Source organism: Salinispora pacifica DSM 45544, assembly GCF_000378845.1.
Lineage (GTDB): Bacteria > Actinomycetota > Actinomycetes > Mycobacteriales > Micromonosporaceae > Micromonospora > Micromonospora pacifica.
Window position 1 is genome coordinate 4,954,448 of sequence record NZ_KB905359.1, and the last position, 20,177, is coordinate 4,974,624.

Annotated in this window: 18 protein-coding genes and 3 pseudogenes; 6 read left to right on the forward strand and 15 right to left on the reverse strand. The window is 68.5% G+C overall.

Annotation, left to right across the window (positions count from 1 at the left end; genetic code table 11):
* Positions 1 to 25: 25 nt before the first annotated feature.
* From SALPAC3_RS0122690 to SALPAC3_RS0122720, 8 genes and pseudogenes are all read right to left on the reverse strand, one after another.
* Positions 26 to 1,642 (reverse strand): hypothetical protein, encoded by a 1,617-nt coding sequence (locus SALPAC3_RS0122690; protein WP_018223462.1) that lies wholly within the window; start codon positions 1,640 to 1,642, stop codon positions 26 to 28.
* Positions 1,639 to 3,300 carry a hypothetical protein gene (locus tag SALPAC3_RS0122695; protein WP_026185831.1) on the reverse strand — a complete coding sequence of 554 codons (1,662 nt, stop codon included), beginning with the start codon at positions 3,298 to 3,300 and terminating at the stop codon, positions 1,639 to 1,641. The genes SALPAC3_RS0122690 and SALPAC3_RS0122695 overlap by 4 nt, the downstream gene beginning before the upstream one ends.
* A gap of 719 nt (positions 3,301 to 4,019) precedes the next feature.
* Positions 4,020 to 5,324, reverse strand: a complete 1,305-nt coding sequence (locus SALPAC3_RS0122700; protein WP_018223464.1) for a WXG100 family type VII secretion target — start codon at positions 5,322 to 5,324, stop codon at positions 4,020 to 4,022.
* Entirely contained in the window at positions 5,321 to 5,626 is a 306-nt protein-coding gene (locus SALPAC3_RS0122705) for a hypothetical protein (RefSeq protein ID WP_018223465.1), read from the reverse strand. Before SALPAC3_RS0122705 ends, SALPAC3_RS0122700 begins: the two co-directional genes overlap by 4 nt.
* Entirely contained in the window at positions 5,623 to 6,183 is a 561-nt protein-coding gene (locus SALPAC3_RS0122710; RefSeq protein ID WP_018223466.1) for a hypothetical protein, read from the reverse strand. Before SALPAC3_RS0122710 ends, SALPAC3_RS0122705 begins: the two co-directional genes overlap by 4 nt.
* A 7-nt stretch (positions 6,184 to 6,190) precedes the next feature.
* Positions 6,191 to 6,436: a hypothetical protein gene (locus tag SALPAC3_RS0122715; RefSeq protein ID WP_018223467.1), complete on the reverse strand. Its 246-nt coding sequence runs from the start codon at positions 6,434 to 6,436 to the stop codon at positions 6,191 to 6,193.
* Between the two features lie 139 nt (positions 6,437 to 6,575).
* Positions 6,576 to 6,767, reverse strand: a pseudogene (locus SALPAC3_RS28070) (cyclase family protein); the annotation flags it as partial.
* Positions 6,760 to 7,815 carry an asparaginase gene (locus SALPAC3_RS0122720; protein ID WP_018223468.1) on the reverse strand — a complete coding sequence of 352 codons (1,056 nt, stop codon included), beginning with the start codon at positions 7,813 to 7,815 and terminating at the stop codon, positions 6,760 to 6,762. The pseudogene SALPAC3_RS28070 and the gene SALPAC3_RS0122720, both read right to left, overlap by 8 nt.
* A 131-nt stretch (positions 7,816 to 7,946) precedes the next feature.
* Here SALPAC3_RS0122720 and SALPAC3_RS0122725 point away from each other — a divergent pair, with 131 nt between their 5' ends.
* The 3 genes from SALPAC3_RS0122725 to SALPAC3_RS0122735 all read left to right on the forward strand — a co-directional run bounded on the left by SALPAC3_RS0122725 (position 7,947) and on the right by SALPAC3_RS0122735 (position 10,488).
* Positions 7,947 to 8,624: a HEAT repeat domain-containing protein gene (locus SALPAC3_RS0122725; protein ID WP_018223469.1), complete on the forward strand. Its 678-nt coding sequence runs from the start codon at positions 7,947 to 7,949 to the stop codon at positions 8,622 to 8,624.
* On the forward strand, positions 8,618 to 9,628 hold the full coding sequence (locus SALPAC3_RS0122730; RefSeq protein WP_018223470.1) for a MerR family transcriptional regulator: 1,011 nt from the start codon (positions 8,618 to 8,620) through the stop codon (positions 9,626 to 9,628). The genes SALPAC3_RS0122725 and SALPAC3_RS0122730 overlap by 7 nt, the downstream gene beginning before the upstream one ends.
* Before the next feature lie 116 nt (positions 9,629 to 9,744).
* Positions 9,745 to 10,488, forward strand: coding sequence for a 3-oxoacyl-ACP reductase family protein (locus SALPAC3_RS0122735; protein ID WP_018223471.1), 744 nt, complete (start codon positions 9,745 to 9,747; stop codon positions 10,486 to 10,488).
* Positions 10,489 to 10,582: 94 nt separating this feature from the next.
* Here SALPAC3_RS0122735 and SALPAC3_RS0122740 read toward each other — a convergent pair whose 3' ends face one another.
* The gene (locus tag SALPAC3_RS0122740) at positions 10,583 to 11,422 is read right to left on the reverse strand and encodes an NAD(P)H-binding protein (RefSeq protein ID WP_026185833.1); all 840 of its coding nucleotides are present in this window, start codon (positions 11,420 to 11,422) and stop codon (positions 10,583 to 10,585) included.
* Between the two features lie 71 nt (positions 11,423 to 11,493).
* Here SALPAC3_RS0122740 and SALPAC3_RS0122745 point away from each other — a divergent pair, with 71 nt between their 5' ends.
* Positions 11,494 to 12,432 (forward strand): AraC family transcriptional regulator, encoded by a 939-nt coding sequence (locus tag SALPAC3_RS0122745; protein WP_018223473.1) that lies wholly within the window; start codon positions 11,494 to 11,496, stop codon positions 12,430 to 12,432.
* Positions 12,433 to 12,848: 416 nt separating this feature from the next.
* Here SALPAC3_RS0122745 and tgmA read toward each other — a convergent pair.
* The 4 genes and pseudogenes from tgmA to SALPAC3_RS0122765 all read right to left on the reverse strand — a co-directional run.
* A pseudogene (tgmA, locus tag SALPAC3_RS28885) lies at positions 12,849 to 13,067 on the reverse strand (putative ATP-grasp-modified RiPP); the annotation flags it as partial.
* Positions 13,068 to 13,260: 193 nt separating this feature from the next.
* A complete protein-coding gene (locus tag SALPAC3_RS28890) occupies positions 13,261 to 13,491 on the reverse strand; it encodes a hypothetical protein (protein ID WP_018223475.1) in 231 nt (76 codons plus the stop codon).
* On the reverse strand, positions 13,491 to 13,673 hold the full coding sequence (locus SALPAC3_RS0122760; RefSeq protein ID WP_018223476.1) for a hypothetical protein: 183 nt from the start codon (positions 13,671 to 13,673) through the stop codon (positions 13,491 to 13,493). Before SALPAC3_RS0122760 ends, SALPAC3_RS28890 begins: the two co-directional genes overlap by 1 nt.
* 186 nt (positions 13,674 to 13,859) lie before the next feature.
* Positions 13,860 to 15,062, reverse strand: a complete 1,203-nt coding sequence (locus tag SALPAC3_RS0122765) for a helix-turn-helix domain-containing protein (RefSeq protein WP_080635219.1) — start codon at positions 15,060 to 15,062, stop codon at positions 13,860 to 13,862.
* A 445-nt stretch (positions 15,063 to 15,507) separates the two neighbouring features.
* On the opposite strand from SALPAC3_RS0122765, the gene SALPAC3_RS0122770 reads away from it, so the two are divergent.
* Both SALPAC3_RS0122770 and SALPAC3_RS0122775 read left to right on the forward strand, forming a co-directional pair.
* Positions 15,508 to 16,818: an aspartate aminotransferase family protein gene (locus tag SALPAC3_RS0122770; RefSeq protein WP_018223478.1), complete on the forward strand. Its 1,311-nt coding sequence runs from the start codon at positions 15,508 to 15,510 to the stop codon at positions 16,816 to 16,818.
* Positions 16,815 to 18,305, forward strand: coding sequence for a CoA-acylating methylmalonate-semialdehyde dehydrogenase (locus SALPAC3_RS0122775; protein WP_018223479.1), 1,491 nt, complete (start codon positions 16,815 to 16,817; stop codon positions 18,303 to 18,305). Before SALPAC3_RS0122770 ends, SALPAC3_RS0122775 begins: the two co-directional genes overlap by 4 nt.
* Here the strand turns inward: SALPAC3_RS0122775 and SALPAC3_RS0122780 are convergent.
* On the reverse strand, positions 18,277 to 19,692 hold the full coding sequence (locus SALPAC3_RS0122780; RefSeq protein ID WP_018223480.1) for an acyltransferase family protein: 1,416 nt from the start codon (positions 19,690 to 19,692) through the stop codon (positions 18,277 to 18,279). The two genes, SALPAC3_RS0122775 and SALPAC3_RS0122780, sit on opposite strands and share 29 nt — an antisense overlap.
* A 154-nt stretch (positions 19,693 to 19,846) precedes the next feature.
* Positions 19,847 to 20,177, reverse strand: a pseudogene (locus SALPAC3_RS26105) (hypothetical protein); the annotation flags it as partial.

Consider the following 20,177-nt stretch of genomic DNA (forward strand, 5'->3'; position numbering starts at 1 on the left):
GAGGAACGGGGTCGAGTTCGACACCTCAGGTGATGTAGGGCTTCGATGTTGACGTGGGTGGCTGTGCGTCTGGCGGGATCGAGAGGATCGGAATGGGTTTGCCGCTGGGCCAGCCCAGCCCTTCCGGGCTGAAGCTCAGGGTTCCGCCAGCCGCTGGAACCTCGCCGAGGATGTTGAGTTTCCACAGTGCCGACGCGACGTGCTTGTGGGTGGGGACGGATTCCTTCCGCTCTCGAGCTGCCTGCCGGGTCGCGAGGACCGCCGTGGCGACCGCATCATGGTGCATCGCCGCGTAGCCGTCGGCGAGTGCGTCGTCGGCCTCCTGGGTGGAAAACAGCGCGTGCAGCTTCTGGTAGAAGCTCGGGTACCCGACCGGCATACCAGAAAGAAACTCTGGTAACGCATCCTGCTGCTCGCTTCCCAACAGTTCGTCGGCGCGTCCGTTCCAGCCGTCCGGGTCGATTGACGATGCGTAGACAACTCGAATTCGGTGCCGCTTGAGCAGGTCCACGGTCTCTTCGTCCCGGAGTGAGGACAGGCCGGTGGTGCCGAGCATGATGGTTAGTTGTTCATTATTCTCCTCACGGTCGGCGCAGTGCTTCCTGGCGAGGCTGGGAATAAAGTGATTTCTCAGTTCCTTCACTCGCCCGGCGTAGAAGATCCGGACTGCTTTCGCTGCACAGACCTGCGTGCTGACGTGGTCGAATAGTGGAACGGGCTCCTCCTCGTTCAGAATTCCGTTGAACTGCTGTGCGGGACCTTCGACCATGAAGTCTTCCAGGTGTTGCTCGTACGCCTCCCGGAGTGTCCGGGTGTACATGTCGGAGTTCTGGTCGTAGACCACGATTCCGCGGCGACGATCGCTGTGCCCCTCGGGGTACTCCTGGTCGAGATAGTTTCTCAACGCCAGTGCGTAATGGCCGTTCGACGGCGATACCTGAACAAAGCTGTCCGCCCGCAACGTGTCCGCGGTGAGTACCGCACCGACCGTGGCCACCTGGTGTCTCGACAGTTCTTCGGCCGCGAGTTGCGTCGCGGGAATGCTCACTCCCAGACCGACCACCGCAACGAGCGGGTGTGGCCCCGTGGTCATGTTGGTCAACCGGCTGACCGGCGGACGCCACTGCTGCTGGTTGCTGCCCTCGTTGGCCAGCAACAACTCGATCAGCGGTGTCGGGTCGCCGAACCCGTCGTCCGCCCCGCCATTGGCCCGCCGTTGCGCCGCGTACGCCCCCTGCAGGCTGTACCGAATCCGGGCCATTGTCAGCGCGCTGCGGTCGTCCGCCGTCATGGGCATCAGCACGGCGATTCGCACGTAGGGCAGATTGCCGTACCCGCCATTGCGTACCTTCTCGTTCTCCTTCCTGATCCTCTGTTGTATCTGTTCGATGTCCGGATGGAAGACAAAGGATCCGTCGGTCACTCCGACGCACTGCCCGTCGACCCGGGAAATCCCATTACCGATTGGTCCGCAGGACAGATCGCGGTACGCGAGGGTTCCGCCCCACAGCAGGCTCGGCGCGACGATTACCAGGGCCAGGACAGCGGCGATACGCCTGCGACTGCGCCGCCTTCTCTCCAGCGGTGTGGTGGGTGGCTCGAAGATGTCCGGCCGGACACGCGCGATGGGCGACCTGGTCACGGTGTCTCCCTCTGGTGCAGCCCGGCGCTCCAGACGCGAGCCAACTGCTGGTGGCGGTTCTTCTGCGTGTACAGCTCGTCGTCCCATTCCGGGTGGTAGAGCGCTAACTCGTCATAGTCCCGGGCTATCTGCCGGTGTAATCCGCGGCGGCCGATGTCGCGGAACGGGTCGGCGGCGATCCACAACCGCGCCACCAGCCCGGCGATGCAGGCCAGCTGCCGTTCGTCACCGGACCCGAGCCAACTGGTCAAGCCACGTGCCTGCACGGTGTGCTCGACGTACGGGTCCAACCGACCGGGTACCGACGTCACGGCGTCCACCATTGCCAGCCAGGTCGTGGCACGACCCACCGCGTGTTGATCGAGTTTACGGGTCACGAATTCGATGTCGCCGTCCGCGAGGGCGTAGGCGAGCTCGGCGGTGAGCGCGGTACGGGTGTCCCGCTCGTCCCGGTGTTCGAGCGGGCTTGCCTCTCGTAGCCAGCGGTGGACCACCGACCAGGTCGCTGCCCCATCCCGCCGCCCGGCTAGCCGGCGCAGCAGCAGCCGGCGCAGTACGGTGGGGCCCCACTCGTCCCGAAGGAGCCACATCGGTGACTCCCGCAACTCGCCGATGACCAGATCCGGCGCGGTGAAAAGGTCCTGCCGTCTGACCGCCAGTTCGATGGCGTGGTGCCGGGTACGCGCCGCCGAGCAGGTGATGAGATCCTCTCTCGCCTCGTCGGGGACCCCGTCCAGGAAGAGCTGTAGTAGGCGCTCCTCCACCGCTACCCCGCCGGAGTCGCCGCCGAGCACCTCGGCCAGCGACCGCCACCGGGTGGTGATGGCGGTGATCGCCTCGAGCATGATCCGGGTCGCCCCCGGGTGACCCCCGGTGAACTGGTGGATCAGGGCCGCGAGTTGATGATCATCGTCGCGGTCCAGCGACAGATCCGTCACCATGAGGTTGACCTCGTCGACGGTCAGATCGTCCAGCCGGCACCGCAGCCACCACGGCTGTACCCGCCGGTCGAGGGCCTTGTAGCTATCGACCAACGGTACGGACAGCGCTACCTGGTCGGCACGGTTGACCTTGGCGAGGAGGCGTCCCCCACTCGTGGCGACGACCGTGAGTGGGTCGGGAGCGGCGTAGCCGTGATCGAGGTCGTCCCCGCGGACCCGAACCAGTGTTTCGAGGAGGTCACGGGCCAGATCAGAGTCGGCGTTGTCCAGCAGGGCGACACAGTTGAGCGACCATCCCGCACTTCGCCGGCTACTGGCGAACCCATGTCGAAGGTCGGCGAGAAAGGCCGCTGACATCAGGTTGTCGATGCGCCGTTGAGCACCCCCGGTGGCGTGGGAATGCGCCCACCGATTCAGCCCAACCAGTGTGCTGATCGGGTCATCCTGAAGCCCGCGGTCACGGTGGCCGTACCAGTCCTGGAAGCGGCCGAGGGTGAGCCGGGGGAGCCATCGGGTCATGCCGTCCACCAGCAGTGAAAGGGTTCCACGCACCATGCTGCTCGGTATTTGGGGCTGAATCGGTGTGAGGCCGGTTGCCGTGCCAGCCGCCTCCTCCAAAATATCGAGCATCTGGTCGAGACGGCGGTGCGCCTTCAACGCGTCGGTTGCCTGCTTACGGGCCAGGCCAGGATCGTCGCGGGACAGGTCGAGTCTCATCACGAGTTGACCGACAACGAACCGAGGAAAGCGAAGTGTTCCGTACCGCTGGCACCGGCGTGACAGCTCGAAGGCAAGAGCGGACAGGAGATTGGTGACAGTGGCGTCGCGGTCGGCTCGGGTGGTAACCGTGGCCAGATCAACAAAAGCGTAGGGTACGCGCTGATGAAGTAATTCGGCCATCGCCTCCAGTAGGGCTGTTTTGCCGCCACCTGCCGGGGCTTCGAGGACAATTACCGGAGACCTTGTGGTGGTGGGGCGACCGCGTTCGTTGAGAGGTCGTTCCATCAGGGCCCGAACTAATGTCACAGCGTCCAGGCGGCCGTAGACCTGCTTCGCAACCAAGTCGCCTACACCCTTCCTGAGGATGCAACGTCCGAATGCTCCGGCTAGCCACGTCTGTAGATGACAAAGACCAGCGAATTATCTCTGGTGGACGCCCGACATCCCGTGTCGGGCGTCACACTCTACTTGAGAATGTTGCCCTTGGGTTCAGTTGTCAAGCATCTGACATGAGAATCACGTAGCCGGCCGCCCCGTCAGGCGGCGGACGCCGTGACCCAGCCTGGGTTCAGGGCGGAGTTGCGGAAGCCCTCAGGGGGTGGACTACACGCCACTGCGTGGTCACCTCGCTAGCCCGGCGGGTCACGCCGGCCGGTGGGGTGGTGCTGCTGTCGCAGCAGGTTTGCGTGGGCGAATTCGAGCTGCGTGCTGGCTGGTCAGACAGTGGGTCGGTCCGGTCGTGGTGTCCAGGTGATGCGGTCGGTCCATGCGCTGGCACCGACCTCGGCGGCCGGAAACGGCGTCGCATCGTGGCTACGGGTGCCGAGGTCTGGGCGTTCCTTGCGTTCCTGCTCCTCAACCCGAAGGAGGCTGGCCATGGCATCGGCGTGTTGTCTTTCCGCATCGAGTATCAATGAGGTGAAGCCCCGCACGACATTGAGGAACGCCTCCTCCGGGTTGGTGCAGGCGGAGAAGGGACTGTTGACGGCGTCGAGGTAGCTGTCCAGGGCGGTGATGAGGGCGCTGATGTTTTCGTAGCCGAGGGTGGCGTAGGCGTTGCGGAGACCCTCGAGCATGGTGGCGGCGCGTTTGCCTTCGTCGGCCAGCCAGCGGGCCTGCGCTTCGAGTTGGGTGAGGTAGGTCGTCGCGCGGTTGGCGTACTGGGCAAAGGCTTGGGAAGCGCTGCCTTCCCAGTAGAGCTTGAGGTTGGCCGCCTCGCCGGCCATCTCGGCGGACAGTTCGCTGTAGGTGTTGGCGACGGAGTGAATCAGGTCGGCACGGTTGCGGATGATCGGGGGGACGGATCGCCAGGCGTGGATCATCAGGTCGGTCAGTGGAAGCCAGTCGCCGGTGCCCAGCCGGATCAGGAGACCCTCGAGCTGCAGCAGCGTGCTTCGATGTTCCTTGATGAAGGTGTCGAGTTGGTCGCCACCGCCGTTCTCGTAGTAGGTGGTGCGACCGCCCTCGAAGCTGAAGTCGCTATAGATTGTCAGCGGTTCTTCGACGACCCGGGTGTGGGGTAGCGTCTCAGCGCGAGTGGCGGCGAGCCGCTCGTTGTCGTCGGGGATCGCCAGGATGGGTGCGTCGCCCGGCTGCGGTCGATGAGCCGGCGGTGCGATGATCCCGGCTCCGCCGGCGCGGACGCGGATCGGGTTGCCGTAGCCGGTGCCAAGGGGCAGGTAGGGCTGCAGGTCTCGGTTGACTACGTCGAAAGTCGTCGCCACCTGTAGATCGGTGCCTTCGTAGTCCGCGGCGATCTGGAGTAGCCCGTCGGCCATTCGTTCCATCTCGTCGCGAGCCTGATCAGCCTCGGCGGTCCGGTTGCGGAGCGCGTCAGTCCAGTCTCGGTGGAGCCGGTCGGAGATGCCGTCGAGAGTGCCCCACGCCGAGCGGGGTACGGATCCGATGTCGGTGAGATAGCGGCGGATGGCGCTGTAGGTGGTGCCATCCTCGTACCGTTCCCGGCCGAAGGCCACCAGGGCCTGTGTCTCAACGGTAAGGGCGGAGATATCGGTATTCACCGCGTCTGCTCCTGGTCATCCGACGGCTGGGATGGCGTGAACTCCTCGACACCCAGCGACGAGCCGAAGTAGTCGATCCGGAGTTGTTGGTACTGCCGTCGATGGTCGGCGATCGCAGCTGTCAGCGCGGTGCGGACCTCGGCGGCAACCTCCTCTTCGGTGCAGCGGCGCAGCAGGCCGGGGCGGATGTGCACATCGAGATCCCCGTCGTGGTGGCGGACAACTTCCACCCACCGATTGGTAGAGAGACCGACAGCCCGGATGCGGGAGACATCGGCGAAGTATCGGGTCAGGCTGTTCACCGGCTGCCTTCGTCCGTAGTCGTCAGGGCCATCGAGAAGTCAGCGATCCGCTGCACGGTGTCGTTGGTGTAGGAGGCGGTCTGCTCTTCGGACCGGTCGGGGCCGGTCAGCGAGGCTAGGACGTGGGTATAGCGCTGCTCCGAGGCCGCGTAGACGGTGGTGAGGACCTTGTCATTGATCCAAGTCGAGCAGAATCTCGCCGCCCGGTACTGCTCGGCGCCCGGAAGCGGAATCTCTTCGCCGAAGCAGGTGCTGCCCGTGACTCCCTTTTGCAGCATCGTGGCATCGCCACCATCAATGATGCTTATCCGAACTTCGCCCATGTACGCCTGGTCGGCGGAGGCCAAGTCGAACTCGCAACGCCGGATATAGCCCACGTTCGACTCGTCGTGAGTCACTGTCCACGACCCGGGCACCGTATCCGGCAGCATCGCGGCCACTTCGTCGCAGGACGGCAACGCCGCTCGCTCGCTCCACGGGGCCCACTGCCACACTCCGATGACTCCCAGAACCAGAACAGCGGCCGTGGTCACCGCAATCAGCCGTTTCTTAACCACCGGCTACTCACCTCCGGCTCGGGCGACTGCGGTCCTGGCCAGACTGGTCATTCTGGGTCGGCTGTTGTAGGTGGGCCAAGGCCAATCGGGCGGCTGCCCGTACCTGCCGGGCCAGCGACTCCTCGGTGTGGCGGTGCAGACTCCGTACTCGTACGTCCACCTGCCCGTCCAGGGAGGCGATGATCCGGATCGTGTGGTCTGGTGAGTGCACGTCCGCGCCGGCCTCGGCTTGCCCCTGGGCGTCGGCTGTCATCGGACCGACGTCCTTCCGGCGTTGCCTGCCGCCTGGTTACCGGACCGGAACCTGGGGGTCTCGAATCGTGCGGGGCTCATTCAGCTGATCGTAGCAACGTCGATCAGTGTCGGTTCGCTCCAAAGAGGAGGTACGCGTCACGGCCGATATGGAATTCGGTGCCCGGTGCGTAGTGGGTCCGGGACTCCTCGCGCGACAGGTGGTCCTCGGAGTGCGGTCCGGGTGAGCCCGGGTAGGTCGTCCTGCCGTGCCGCACCACGTGCGACAGGTCGACGAGCCGGGTCGTGGCCCCGGATCCGGTGGGGGCGGGCGGTGGTGTCGGCCTACTCATCGACTTTCGCCCGATGTCGGGGGGTGCTGGCCCAGGGCCAGTGGGCGGGCGCTCCGGTGCCACCGGCGGCGGCGAATCCGGCGGCGACCGTGTCGTGGTCGGCGCCGGCGGCGAGCAGGGTGTGCAGCAGGATACGGGCCTTGTAGCTGTCGAGGAAGCCCGCGCCGATCAGTCCTCGCTGCCGCAGGTCGCTCTCTGAGCCGGGGAAGGCGTAGGTGGCTTCCAGGACCGGCCCGGCGCCGATGCGGGAGGTGAGCACGACCGGGATCGTCGCCGCGAGGGCGGTGAGTTGGCTGATGAGGAGTTGGGGTACGTGGCCGACACCGAAGCCGGCCACGACGAGACCGTCCAGGTGCTCGGCGCCGGCGAGCAGGGCTCCGTCGTCGCCGACGGTGACGGTGTGCAGCCCGACCCGGGGTGTTCGGGTGACTGCCGTCAGCGGCACGGTCAGCCGGTGGGGTGGGTAGGCGAGCAGCCGAACCGCGCCTTCGACGACGTGGCCGAGCGGGCCGGTGTTCGGTGAGCGGAAGGTGCCGCCACTGGTGGAGTGTGTCTTGCGGACGTACCGCGCGGCGTGGATCTCGTCGGCGAAGACCACCAGCGCGCCAAGGCCGCGGGCGGTGGGGCTGGCGGCGGTGTGGATCGCGGCGAGGACGTTGGCCGGCCCGTCGGCGCCGGCCTGGGTCGGGTTGCGCATCGCCCCGGTCACCACGATGGGCGCGTCGTCGCTGTGCAGCAGGTCGAGCAGGTAGGCGGTCTCCTCGATGGTGTCGGTGCCCTGGGTGACCACGACGCCGTCCACGTCGCCGGTCGTGGTGCGTTCGGCGATCAGGGCGGCGAGCGCGGTGAGGTCGTCGAGGCGCAGGGAGGCGCTCGGCAGTTGGCGGAAGGTCTGGACCTGTACGTCGATGCCGGTGTCGGCGGCCCCGGGGACGGCGGCGATGAGTTCTTCGGCGGTGAGGGTCGGCACGACGCCGCCAGCGCCGCCGGTCATGGCGATCGTGCCGCCGAGGGAGAGCATCAGCACCGATGTCGGCTGTTCCGTCACCGCACCTCCTCGTCCGGGTGTGCCGGCGGCAGCCTGTCACAGTTTTCAGGTGAAGCCGAGGCGGTTCGGCCGATCCGCTTGACCTTGACACCGTGACAAGGTCTTGACTGTGCCGGGAGGTGGTACTACCCATGAACCCGGTCCAGAACACCCGCCGTGCGGTGGCGGCCCTGAGCGCCGAGGCGTCGTCAACCCGGTTGCAGGCGGCCATGCTGCTCGGCAGGTACCCCGACCCGAGTGTTGTCACCGCGCTGGTGCAGCGGTGCGCGGTCGAGCCGGACTTCTTTGTGCGGGACATGCTCACCTGGGCACTCACCCGCCTGCCGGAGGCGGTCACGTTGCCCAAACTCCGCGCCGAGCTCACATCTGAGCAGGCCCAGGCTCGTAGTCAGGCCCTGCACTCGCTCTCCAAGATCAATAACCGGAGTGCGTACCCCTCGATCGTCGGGACTCTGCTACGCGACCCCGACGACGAGGTCGCGCGGACGGCCTGGCGGGCCGCTGTCGCTCTCGTCCCCGAGGGGGAAGAGAGGGCGCTGGCCGCGGAGCTGGTCAGCCAGCTCGGTCGCGGGGGCCGGGACGTGCGGCTGAGCCTCAGTCGGGCACTGGTCGGCCTCGGTGCGGCGGCCCGGCTGGCCCTTGCCGCCGGCGTCGACAGCCCGGAGCCGAGGACGCGGGAACACGCCCACGCCACGCTGCTGCTGCTAGGCGACCCGGAGGCCGACTACGACGAGCTCATCGAGGAGGCGCGGCGGCTCGCCGCCGGCAAGCTGGACCCGATGGGGTGGGAGCAGGAATCGCCATGCTGATCGGCGACGTGGCACGCCGCTCGGGAGTGAGCACCCGCATGCTTCGGCACTACGACTCGCTGGGGCTGGTACGACCGACCGGTCGCACCTCGGGTGGCTACCGAGAATACTCGGACGAGGACGTACGACGGCTGTTCCAGGTGGAGAGCCTGCGGTCGCTGGGGCTGTCGCTGCGCCAGATCACCCAGGCGCTTCAGGATCCCACCTGCACGCCGGCCGGCCTGGTGAGCGACCTGATCAGCTGGACCGAAGAGCGGCTGGACCGGGAACGTCAGCTGCTCGACCGGCTGCGTACGGTCGCCGCCGCGGCGCCCACCGGATGGCCGGACGTCCTGCGCATCACCGAACTCGTCACCGGGCTCAACTCACCCAGCGCCGCCCTGCGCCAGCGGAGCGCCCTGGCTCCCGCCGAGGAGGTACGGATCCCCGCCGAGCTACTGGCCGGCGCGGTCCTCGCCGAAGCCGACCCGAATGTGGCCGGCGCGCTGCGCTGGGCGCTCGGACGGGCGGGCGGCGATGCCCTGGCAACGTTGACGTCCGGTGTCCACTCCGAGAACGTGGACATCCGCCGCCGTGCGATCCAGGCGGTTGCCGAGTTGGCCGGTGACGAGGCGACCGCAGTGCTCGTGGACGCCCTCGACGACCCGGACTCGACGGTCCGTCGACACGCGGCCCTGGCGCTGGGTGCGCAGGGCGAGGTGGCGGCCGTGCCCGCCCTCGTCGACCTGGTGGTCGAGGGCGGGCACGACGTCGAGGCGGCCGAGTACCTGGGTGCCCTGTCGGATGACCCGGCCCGCGCTGAAAAGATCGTGAGTGCGCTCGCCGTTGAACTCGCCGGCCCCACCGCGGACTCCGCCGCCCGCAGCCGCCTCACCCAGGCCATCCTGGAGCTGCCTCGGACTGTTGCGCAGCCTGTCCTGCGACGGTTGTCCCGCGACGATGACCCGGTGGTGGCATGGACCGCCGCGGCCTATCTGGAAGACGAAGACGCCACGTCGCGTTAAGGGGTGGTGCTCGGCACTTCTCGGCCGAAACGCGACGTCGGATTGCCGCCAGACTCCCTGCCCGCAGCATGTGAACCTAACTTTGTTCACGAACACGACAGGAGAGATGAGCGAACATGAGTGCGGTACTTGGCGGCAAGGTGGCATTCGTGACCGGCGGTAGCCGTGGCATCGGCGAGGCCGTGGCGCTGAGGCTGGCAGCGGATGGCGCCGATGTCGCGTTGACCTACCGGGACAGTGCGGAGCGCGCGGCGGATGTCGTCGACCGGATCAAGGCGCTGGGGCGCCGGGCCTGGGCGGTCCAGGCTGACAGTGCAGACCCGACTGCTGTGCGCACGGCCGTGGATCAGGCCGTCGCGGAGTTCGGGCGGCTCGACATCGTGGTCAACAACGCGGGGATTCTGGTGCGCGGTCTGGTCGAAGACATGTCACTGGAGGACATCGACCGCGTGTTGAGCGTCAATGTTCGGGCACCCTTCGTGGCTTCCCAGGCGGCGGTACGGCACCTGACCGAAGGCGGAAGGATCATCAATATCGGCAGCTGCCTGGCCGAGCGGGTGCCGCTCCCCGGTGTCTCGCTGTATTCGACGAGTAAGACCGCGTTGATCGGCCTGACCAGGTCGTTGGCCCGCGAGCTGGGTGCCAGGGGGATCACCGCCAACCTGGTCCATCCCGGGCCGACGGAGACCGACATGAACCCCGCCGACGCCGAGGGCGCCGATGTGCAGCAGGGCCTCACCGCACTCGGTCGCTTCGGCCAGTCGTCGGACGTCGCCGCGACCGTCGCCCACCTCGCGGGTGACGCTGGTCGCTATGTCACTGGTGCCGCCATCGCTGTGGACGGTGGCTTCGCCGCTTGACCCTGGCGGCGACTCCGCCGCTGGATCCACGCGGATCGGCTCAGGCCGCTGTCCTCAGCGGCGCGGCCTGAGTCGATCCGTATGTCATCGCAGGCTATGCCCCGCCCCAGACGCCGGTGGCCGCGGTGCTCGTGGCGTAGTCGGCGAAGTCGCGCGGCGGCCGGCCGAGGGCGCGCGCAACACCGTCGGTCACCTGGGCGTTTCGCCCGTCCAGCAGGGTCGTGAACAGGTGTGTCAGTAACTCGATCGCCTCAGCGGAGACGCCTACGGCGGTGAGGCCGTCCGCGTACTCCTCGGGGGAAACCCGCACGAAGTTGATGGGGCGACGCGTGACTGTGGAGATCTCAGCGACCGCCTCACCGAAGGTGAGTAGCCGGGGCCCGGTCAACTCGTAGAGCTGCCCGGCATGTTTGTCATCGGTCAGCGCCGCCGTGGCCACCTCGGCGAGGTCGTCGGCGTCCACGAACGGCTCGGGTACGGCCCCGACCGGGAGAACGACCTCACCGCCGTAGACCGGCTCCAGGAGGTAGTCCTCGCTGAAGTTCTGGTTGAACCAGCTCGACCGCAGGACCGTCCACTCCACCCCGGCGGACTGGACGTGTTCCTCGGCGGACCGGGCACTCTCCTCCCCACGACCGGACAGCAGCACCAGTCGGGAGACCCCGGCCGCCACCGCGAGATCGGTGAACGCGGCAACCGTCTTCAGCGCGCCCGGCGCGGCGAGGTCCGGGTGGTAGGAGAGGTAGACGGCGTCCACATCCCGCAGAATCGGTGCCCAGGTTTCCTGGTCGGTCCAGTCGAAGGGCCGTTGGGCGGAGCGGGAACCAACCCGCACCGGTACGCCCTGACGCCGCAGGCGGGCCACGATGCGCCGGCCGGTCTTTCCGGTGCCGCCGAGGACCAGGGTGTGCTGTTGCTTTCGTTGGTCTGCCATAAGCCCAGTGAAGTGCGACAGCCCGAGACGGGACATAGCTAATCCGCGCGAGTTTATGTTCAATCGTCTACGTGGACGCGGTCGTAGGTCTTCTGGATGGCCCCCGAGCCCAGGGGGCGTTCCTGTTGCGCTCGGTCCTGACCCCGCCGTGGTCCCTGGCAATCCGGGACGAGGCACCCCTCACCCTGGTGGTCCTGGTCCGAGGTGACGCTTGGGTCGCGCCGGAGAAGGGCACGGCGGTCCGGTTGACCCCGGGGGACACCGCGATCGTTCGCGGCCCGGCCCCGTACCGGGTCGCCGACGACCTCTCCACGGAGCCGCAGGCCGTCATCCATCCCGGCCAACGCTGCACCGGCCCGGATGGTGGGGAACTCCGCGGGATGAGCGAGTGGGGGGTGCGGACCTGGGGCAACAGTGTGGACGGCCCGACGATGCTGTTGACCGGCACGTACCCGATGTGGGGTGCGGTCAGCCAGCGGCTGCTGATCGCATTGCCGCCGCTGCTCGTCGTGCCCGGCGACTCCTGGGACTCCCCGTTGATCCCGTTGCTGGCCGACGAGATCGGCAAGGACGACCCCGGTCAGGAGGTGGTCCTCGACCGGCTGCTTGACCTGCTGCTCATCGCGGTACTGCGGGAGTGGTTCGCCCGTCCCGGTGCTGAGCCCCCCGGCTGGTACCAGGCGCACGGCGATCCCGTCGTCGGCCCTGCCCTGCGAATGCTGCACCACGAGCCGGCCCGGCCGTGGACCGTGGCGGCACTGGCCGCCGAAACCGGAGTCTCCCGGGCGGCGTTTGCCCGGCGGTTCACCGCACTGGTTGGTGAACCGCCCATGTCCTATCTGACCGGCTGGCGGTTGAGCCTCGCCGCCGACCTGCTCCGGGAGCCACACGCCACCGTCGGCGCGGTCGCCCGCCAGGTGGGCTACGGCAGCTCCTTCGCGCTTAGCACCGCCTTCAAGCGCCGCCGTGGCGTGAGCCCCCGTGAACACCGCTCGGCCGCTTGGCGGTAGCAGTTCGAGGGCAGGATCCAGGCGGTCTGGGGGGCGGGGACACGTGACGCCCGTGGCAGACCGCTGTGGCGTCAGCGGGACACCCCTCGTCCCGGTCAAGGCCATAGAAGGCGAGCCCGACGGCGGGACTGGGCGGATAGCTACTCCAGTCAGTCAGTGTCTGCGCCGGCCCGCCTTGCATAGCCGCATACGTCGTGCACCCAGTAGTCCAGATACCTGGCCACGGCCTCGTGATTGGCAAGGTCCAGTGATAGCCACTCCCGTGCCGCTCGGACCATCTCAGCTATGGCCTGGTCATGCTCGTCAGGCTTGAGCTCCACCCGGTCGGTAGGTTCGCCCCAGATGAGGTACATGGAGCCGGCCGGATACACCTCGATCGACGCATGCGCAGACACCCCGTGGATGTCCCCCGCTACCTGCGTGGTCTGCGGCTTACCCAAGGAGGCGCCGTCGACACCGATCACGGTCTGCGTCACCGGGCCCAGGTGGGCGTCGGTCAGGTCAACCACCGGAACCTCGTCACCCACCTGCGTGGACAGTGTCAGCCCGAACGGGCGAGCCGGGCTCACCCGTCCCTGCTCGGTGCGGCTGTCGTAGAGCGGCAGCAGGCAGCGGTCCGAGGCGAACGTAGTCATAGCGGCCTCCATCATTGAGGGGTTTACCTTGCGATTTGTGGTGCTCCGAGTAGGCCGTGGGTGAGTAACACGGCGTACGCCTTCGCCCACGGCCAGCACCGCCGCGGGGTGCCGCACACGGGGCAGCGTCCGTCAACCTGGCGATGCTCGGCCAGGTCCCGCCACCACCGGCGGCTAGTCGCATCGGCCGATGTCACCGTCTGCTCCCGGCGCGTGGCGGGGGCGCCCAGTTGCCCTGCCCGACCGTGGCGAGGTAGTCGTAGGCGGTCGTGGTGGGCGGGCACGGCCATGCGGATCGGCAAATCGGGCACCGGTCGACGCGCGGCCAGTGCTCGGTGATGATCCGCCGGGCGGACAGGATCATCCGGTTGCGTAGCTGGACCGTCGACAGGCTGGCCGGGCGGGGCCGGGCGTGGGTGGCCATCACCGGCGGTTCGCCCGTTGCCGGGCAAGCGGGGTCAGCAACGGCCGGTTGTCGAAGATGACCGTCGGCTGGTTGTGTAGCGGGGAGTAGGCGCCGGCCCGCGCCGCGTACCGGGTGGCAGGGCCGACCGCGTCCAACCGTGCGGGCCGGCGGCGGCGGAGTCGGCGGATTAGCCGGATCATGCGCGTGCTCCCGCACCCTCGATGGTGGGTGAGGCGTCCGCCCTTTCGGCTGCAACCGCCCCTACCGGATCTGTCATGCACGGCTGATTCGGAGGGGGGCCGAACCAGCCGTGCCACCACAGAAGGTAAGCGTGCTATTACGCTGCGGCTCTCACGGAATGGGGGACCACCCCGTAGCGGGGTACTTCAGACCACACCCACCAACTCTGCGATGCTGCGCAATTCATCCCGATTAGTAGCAGTTTCCCTGGTCAGTAGCTCCCAAACCGTCGCCCGCATCAGCAGATTCAGCGAGGACTCCTCGGGGGACTCCCGGTGCGCGCGCTGCAGCATGTGGATCGCGGCGTAGTCATCGCGTTTGCTGGCGTATGCCCGTGCGAGGTGCGTGAAGTGGGAGTGTCGACGCTCAATTGACGGGGACCGACCAACGTCGACCCGTTCCGCGATTCGCGCGGCCTCCCCTGGTCGGGACAGCTCCAGCGTTGCTGCGGCACGGTGAATGGCCGCATTGGTCGGACCGAAAAAGATGAAGTGGTGCTCTGTCTCCCCGGTGCGGGCTGCGAGCGCGTCGGCCCGGTCAAGCACGTCAAGTGTCCGCCGTTCGTCTCGCAGCCGGGCGTACTGGATCGACAGCAGTAGGTGTAGCCCGCCTAGGGCAGCGAGGCGAGCTGGGTCGTCGGCGCTGCGCTGCTGGTCGGCGATGGCCTGCCGGCACATCTCCACCGCATCCTCGGTATGCCCTCGATTGGAGAGCACCTGCCCCATGTTCCACGCAGCGGACGCCCGATAGGCGGGATCATCGGCCTCGATTGCGGCTGTCAGCGCCCGGTCAGCGGCGATGATCGCAAGGTCCTGAGCGCCGACCCTCTTCGCAAACGCGCGGACGAGTAGGTACAGGTCGGCCGCGACTCGCTGGGCTTGCCTTCGTTCGTTGCCGTCGAGGCGGGCGACCGCGGCCCGGGATGCGTGTACCAGTCCCGGCAGGACCGGGCTGGTGTAGGTGTAGCGCTGCCGCGACTGGTGCCACGTCGTCCACGCCAGCCGGACTGCCGACTGTAGTTCAGCGAGGTTTGACAGTTGGTTGGCATCGGGCGCGTAGGCGGTCATGGCCGCCCGCAGCGGCGGCACCGATTCGTGTTCGGCCGGGTCATCGGGCATTACCCCGAGCGGATGGCCGGTGAGTTTGTAGAGGTCACGAACATTGAGAATCCGAGCAATCTCGATCCAGTCAGCCAGGCTGTTGACCGAGCGCTCTCCGGATTCCCACTTCCGCCACGCGCCCACGCTGACACCCTTGAGCTGGGCGCACACCTCCTGGGTGAGCCCGCGCCGCTTGCGATAGAGCTTTATCCGCGCACCGGGCGGCATTGGGTCGTGCTTCGGCTCCATGTTGGCCTCCCAGGTTGAGGTCTGGGCGCAGGCCGCCGGCCTCAACCCCGGCGGGCCGCCAACATCGACGGTACTCCCCGCCTCCACGCCAGGCTGTCACCTGTTCGCGTGGTCGCCTCGGGGCGCTAAGTCCCGTCCTCGTGGACGGAGTCCTCAGCCCGTACGGGGACGCGGCAACCGCCGGTCGGCTACACCGAGCACCCCTGCTTCCTGGCGAGGAATCTGTCCCGGGCACCCCACACGCGGTGCCTGGATCACTGAACTGGCCGCCGTACTGGACATCGCCTAGGCCACGCCCTTCGGTGCTGGTTGACCAATCCATCGGGGTGTCTCTGTTGACGTGGTGTCAGGTGGACGGCGCGGCGACGCTACACGGTGCCACTTGTCCACCGTGCGCGGTGGTGAGAGCGTGCGATCATCACCCACTTCGTTGAGAGGTGTCACTATGACCACCGACGATCTGCTGGCCCGGCATCGGGCGGTCCTCCCGTCCTGGATGCCGCTCTACTACGACGAACCGCTCGAACTCGTCGCCGGCCAGGGGCGCCGGGTCACCGATGCGCAGGGCCGCACCTACCTGGACTTCTTCGGTGGCGTGCTGACCAACAGCATCGGTTACGACATTCCGGAGATCCGCGCGGCGGTGGAGCGCCAGCTGCGCACCGGACTCGTGCACACCTCGACGCTCTACCTGATCCGACAGCAGGTGGAGTTGGCCGAGAAGGTGGCCCGGCTGTCCGGGATCCCGGACGCCCGGGTCTTCTTCACCAACTCCGGCACCGAGGCCAACGAGGCCGCGTTGCTGATGGCTACCAACTATCGGCGTTCGCACCAGATCCTCGCCGTGCGAAACAGTTATCACGGCCGGTCGTACGCGACCATCGGGGTCACCGGCAACCGGGGTTGGTCGGCGAGCCCGCTGAACCCGTTGCAGGTGGCCTGGCTGCACTCGGGGGAGCGGCTGCGGGGCCTGCTGGCCCGGCTGCCCGAGGCGGATCGGATCGACGCGGCGGTGGAGGACCTGCGGGAGGTGTTGGCCACCCAGACCTCGGGTGATGTCGCCTGCCTGATCGCCGAGCCGATTCAGGGCGTCGGCGGATTCGTGCACGGCCCGGACGGGCTGCTCGCCGGCTGGCGCAAGGTGCTCGACGAGCACGGCATCCTGCTCATCTCGGACGAGGTGCAGACCGGCTGGGGGCGGACCGGCACGCACTTCTGGGGCTACCAGGCCCACGGCGTGACCCCAGACATGATCACCTTCGCCAAGGGCGTCGGCAACGGGTTCGCGCTCGCCGGTGTGGTCGGGCGGGCCGAGGTGGTCGAGTCGGTGCCGGCGATCAGCTTCTCCACCTTCGGCGGCAACCCGATCGCCACCGCCGCCGGCAACGCCGTCCTCGACTACCTGCTCGACAACGATCTGCAGGCCAACGCGGACCGGGTCGGCACGATCCTCAACGAGGGACTGCGCGCCGCGGTCGGTGGGCTGCCCGGGGTCGCCGAGGTACGCGGCAAGGGGCTGATGCTCGGCGTCGAGTTCGTCCTTCCGGGCACCGCGGACCCAGATCCAGGGCGAGCGACCCAGGTGTTCGAGGCGTGTCGGGCCGGTGGCCTGCTCGTCGGCAAGGGTGGCCTGTACGGGAACGTGGTGCGGATGGGCCCACCGTTGACCCTGACCGAGGAGGAGGCCCGGGAGGGGCTGGCAACGCTGGTGGACGCGATCCGGTCCGGCGGGACCGCGGCGGAGATGGCGGCATGAGTCTCATCGGGCACTTCGTGGACGGCAAGCTGCTCTCCGGCACGGCGGTGCGCCGCGGCGACGTCTTCGACCCGGCCACCGGCGTACGTACCGTTGAGGTCGAGCTGGCCTCCGCCGCGGAGGTGGCGGCAGCGGTCGAGGCCGCCGACCGGGCCGCGCGGAGTTGGCGAGACGCCTCCCTGTCACGGCGCACGGCGGTGCTCTTCGCCTTCCGGGAGCTGGTCCACGCCCGGCGCGACCGGCTCGCCGAGGTGATCACGGCGGAGCACGGCAAGGTGCTCGCCGACGCCGCCGGTGAGGTGCAGCGCGGGCTGGAGGTGATCGAGTACGCCTGCGGCATCCCCGCGGCGATGCGCGGCGGGTTCAGCGAGAACGTCTCGACCGAGGTGGACTCCTACAACCTGCGCCAGCCCCTCGGGGTGGTGGCGGTGATCAGCCCGTTCAACTTCCCGGTGATGGTGCCGCTCTGGTTCGTGCCGGTCGCGGTGGCGACGGGCAACGCGGTGGTGCTCAAGCCCAGCGAGAAGGACCCGAGCGCGGCGCTGCTGCTGGCGGAGTGGTTCGCCGAGGCGGGCCTGCCGCCGGGGGTGCTCAACGTGGTCAACGGGGACAAGGAGGCCGTGGACGCCCTGTTGGATCACCCGGCGGTGCGGGCGGTGTCGTTCGTCGGCTCCACGCCGGTCGCCCGCCATGTGCACCAGCGGGCGTCGCTGGCGGGCAAGCGGGTGCAGGCCCTCGGCGGGGCGAAGAACCACATGGTGGTGCTCCCGGACGCGGATCTGGACCTGGCCGCCGACGCCGCCGTCAACGCGGGGTTCGGGTCAGCGGGGGAGCGCTGTATGGCGATCTCGGCAGTGGTCGCGGTGGAGCCGGTCGCGGACGTGCTGGTCGCGAAGATCGCCGAGCGGATGGCGGGGCTGCGCACCGGCGACGGCCGGCGCGGCTGCGACATGGGCCCGCTGGTCACCGCCGCGCACGCCGAGCGGGTGCGCTCGTACGTCGAGGCGGGCGTGGCGGCGGGCGCGGTGCCGGTGGTGGACGGGCGGGACGTGCGCCCGGACGGGGACCCGAACGGCTATTGGCTGGGGCCGACCCTGTTCGACCGGGTCACCCCGGAGATGTCGGTCTACACCGACGAGATTTTCGGGCCGGTGCTGTCGGTGGTCCGGGTCGGTGCGTACGAGGAGGCCGTCCACCTGGTCAACACCAACCCGTACGGCAACGGGACGGCCATCTTCACCAACGATGGGGGCGCAGCCCGGCGCTATCAGCACGAGGTGGAGGTGGGCATGGTCGGGATCAACGTACCGATCCCGGTGCCGATGGCGTACTACTCCTTCGGCGGCTGGAAGGCGTCGCTCTTCGGCGACCTGCACGCGCACGGCGAGGACGGGGTGCGCTTCTTCACCCGGGGCAAGGTGGTCACCAGCCGTTGGCTGGACCCCCGACACGGTGGGGTCAACCTGGGGTTCCCCACCCAGACCTGAGTACCCGCAGGGTGCCCGCCCCGGCCAGGTAGGCCACCAGCGCCGGGACGGGCAGCCCGAGCAGCAGCGGGGCGTCCCGTGGGGCGGTCGCGTTGATCACGAGCGCGGCGACGACGGCGACGAAGGCGGCGACGGTGAGCACGCTGCGGCCGGTGGTCCGCCAGTGGTGCTCCACCCGGTCGTCCGATGGCGGGGCGGGCGCTCGGGCGGCTGGGGGGCGGCCGGTGCGCGCCTCGATCGGACCGAAGATGGCGACCAGGACAGCCAGGAACACCCCGAGGATCAGCACCCAGGGGATCCGCCAGGCCAGCCAGGCGGCCGTGCCGGCGGCCGGGGTCGGCAGCAACCCCACCGCATCCAGGGCGCCGATCGCCAGGATCGCCGCGCTCAGGTGCCACAGGAAGACCGTCAGTACGACGCTGTTCACCGCGATCACCGCCATCCAGGGGCGGTCGCGGCGTAGCCAGCGCTGCGCCGGCCGGCGCAGCAGTAGGAGGAGCCCAAGCTGTGCGGTGCTCACCGCCAGTAGCGCGAGGCTGGGCGGGGCGGCGTTGTTCAGCCGCTCACCCGGAATGTTGATCATGCTGACCGGGTACGGGCCGGGGCCGGTCAGCAGAATCGCCACCGCCAGCCCGCCGAGTAGCGCCGTCCACCCGGCCCGCCGGGACAGCGGTAGCCGCCGGGTCCGGAGCCCCGCCGAGCGGCCGCGCGGTGCCGTGGCGTCAGCGTCTTTCTTGTCCGCGTCGTACCAGGCGAAGCCGATCTGGTGAATGGCCAGCCAGCCGAAGAGATAGTTCGGCAGGGCGGCGTCGTGCAGATTGAGTTCGCGCGTCAGGTCGCCCACCGCGACCAGGACGGCCAGCGCCACCGGTACGAGTAGCCCGTACCGCCGGTGCAGCGCGTACATCACCGGGGTCAGGGGCACCACGAGGAGGTACGCGGCGAGGAACCACAGCGGGATGGTGGCGAAGTAGACCACGGTCCGGACCAACGACGGGTCGGCGCCGCCAAGCCGGGCGGCGAGTCCGGCGGCGGCGAGGACGAGGATCAGCACGCTGGTGGGCCGGAGCAGGCGGGCACTGCGGCCGAGCAGCCAGCCGGTGGCGTCCCCGCCGCGACGGCGGTGCGAGGCCAGGGACGCGGCGTTGGCGTACCCGCCGACCAGGAAGAAGATCGGCATGACCTGGACCGCCCAGGTCACTGGGTAGGCCCAGGGAAAATCGGGGAGCGCGGAGCGCGCGGTGGGTTGCCCGGAGGCGTCGTGCGCGATGTCCACGACGCTCCAGTGACCGAGAACGACCATGATGATGGCGAGGGCCCGGAGCAGGTCGAGGTAGCGGTTCCGGCTCGCCGGTGTCGCCTCGGCGAGTCGGCGCAGGCGGCCCATGAGCGTAAGCGTAGGGGAAGGTGCTGCTCACCGTCGGTGTTCGCCCAGATGTGGCTGTTGGCCGGCACCCGGTTCGGGTGCCGGCCAACAGCTTCTTTCCCCCTTTGTGTGGGTCAGGTCTGCGGGGGTTTGTTTGTGGGTGGTGCGGGTGGGGTCAGCTGGTCCAGTGCTCGGCCACCAGGTCAGCGGCCTGGGTCTCCCACTGGGCGTAGTGGAACGGGAACGCCGACACCTGCACCTTCTGCGCGGCCTCGGTCAACGGCATGTCCTGCCAGCCCTCGACCTGCTTGAGGCCGTTGAGGAAGGCGGTGGTGGAGTAGGCGGGGTCGGTGATCTGCTCCACNNTGCCCCANCCNGANGANGGGCGCTGCTGGAACAGGCCCTGCGAGTCGTGGTCGTTACGCGCGCCCAGGTGTCCCAGGTTCTCCAGCTTCGACTCCTGCAGGCTGGTGCCGATCGCGACCACGGCGGCGCGCTCGTCCATG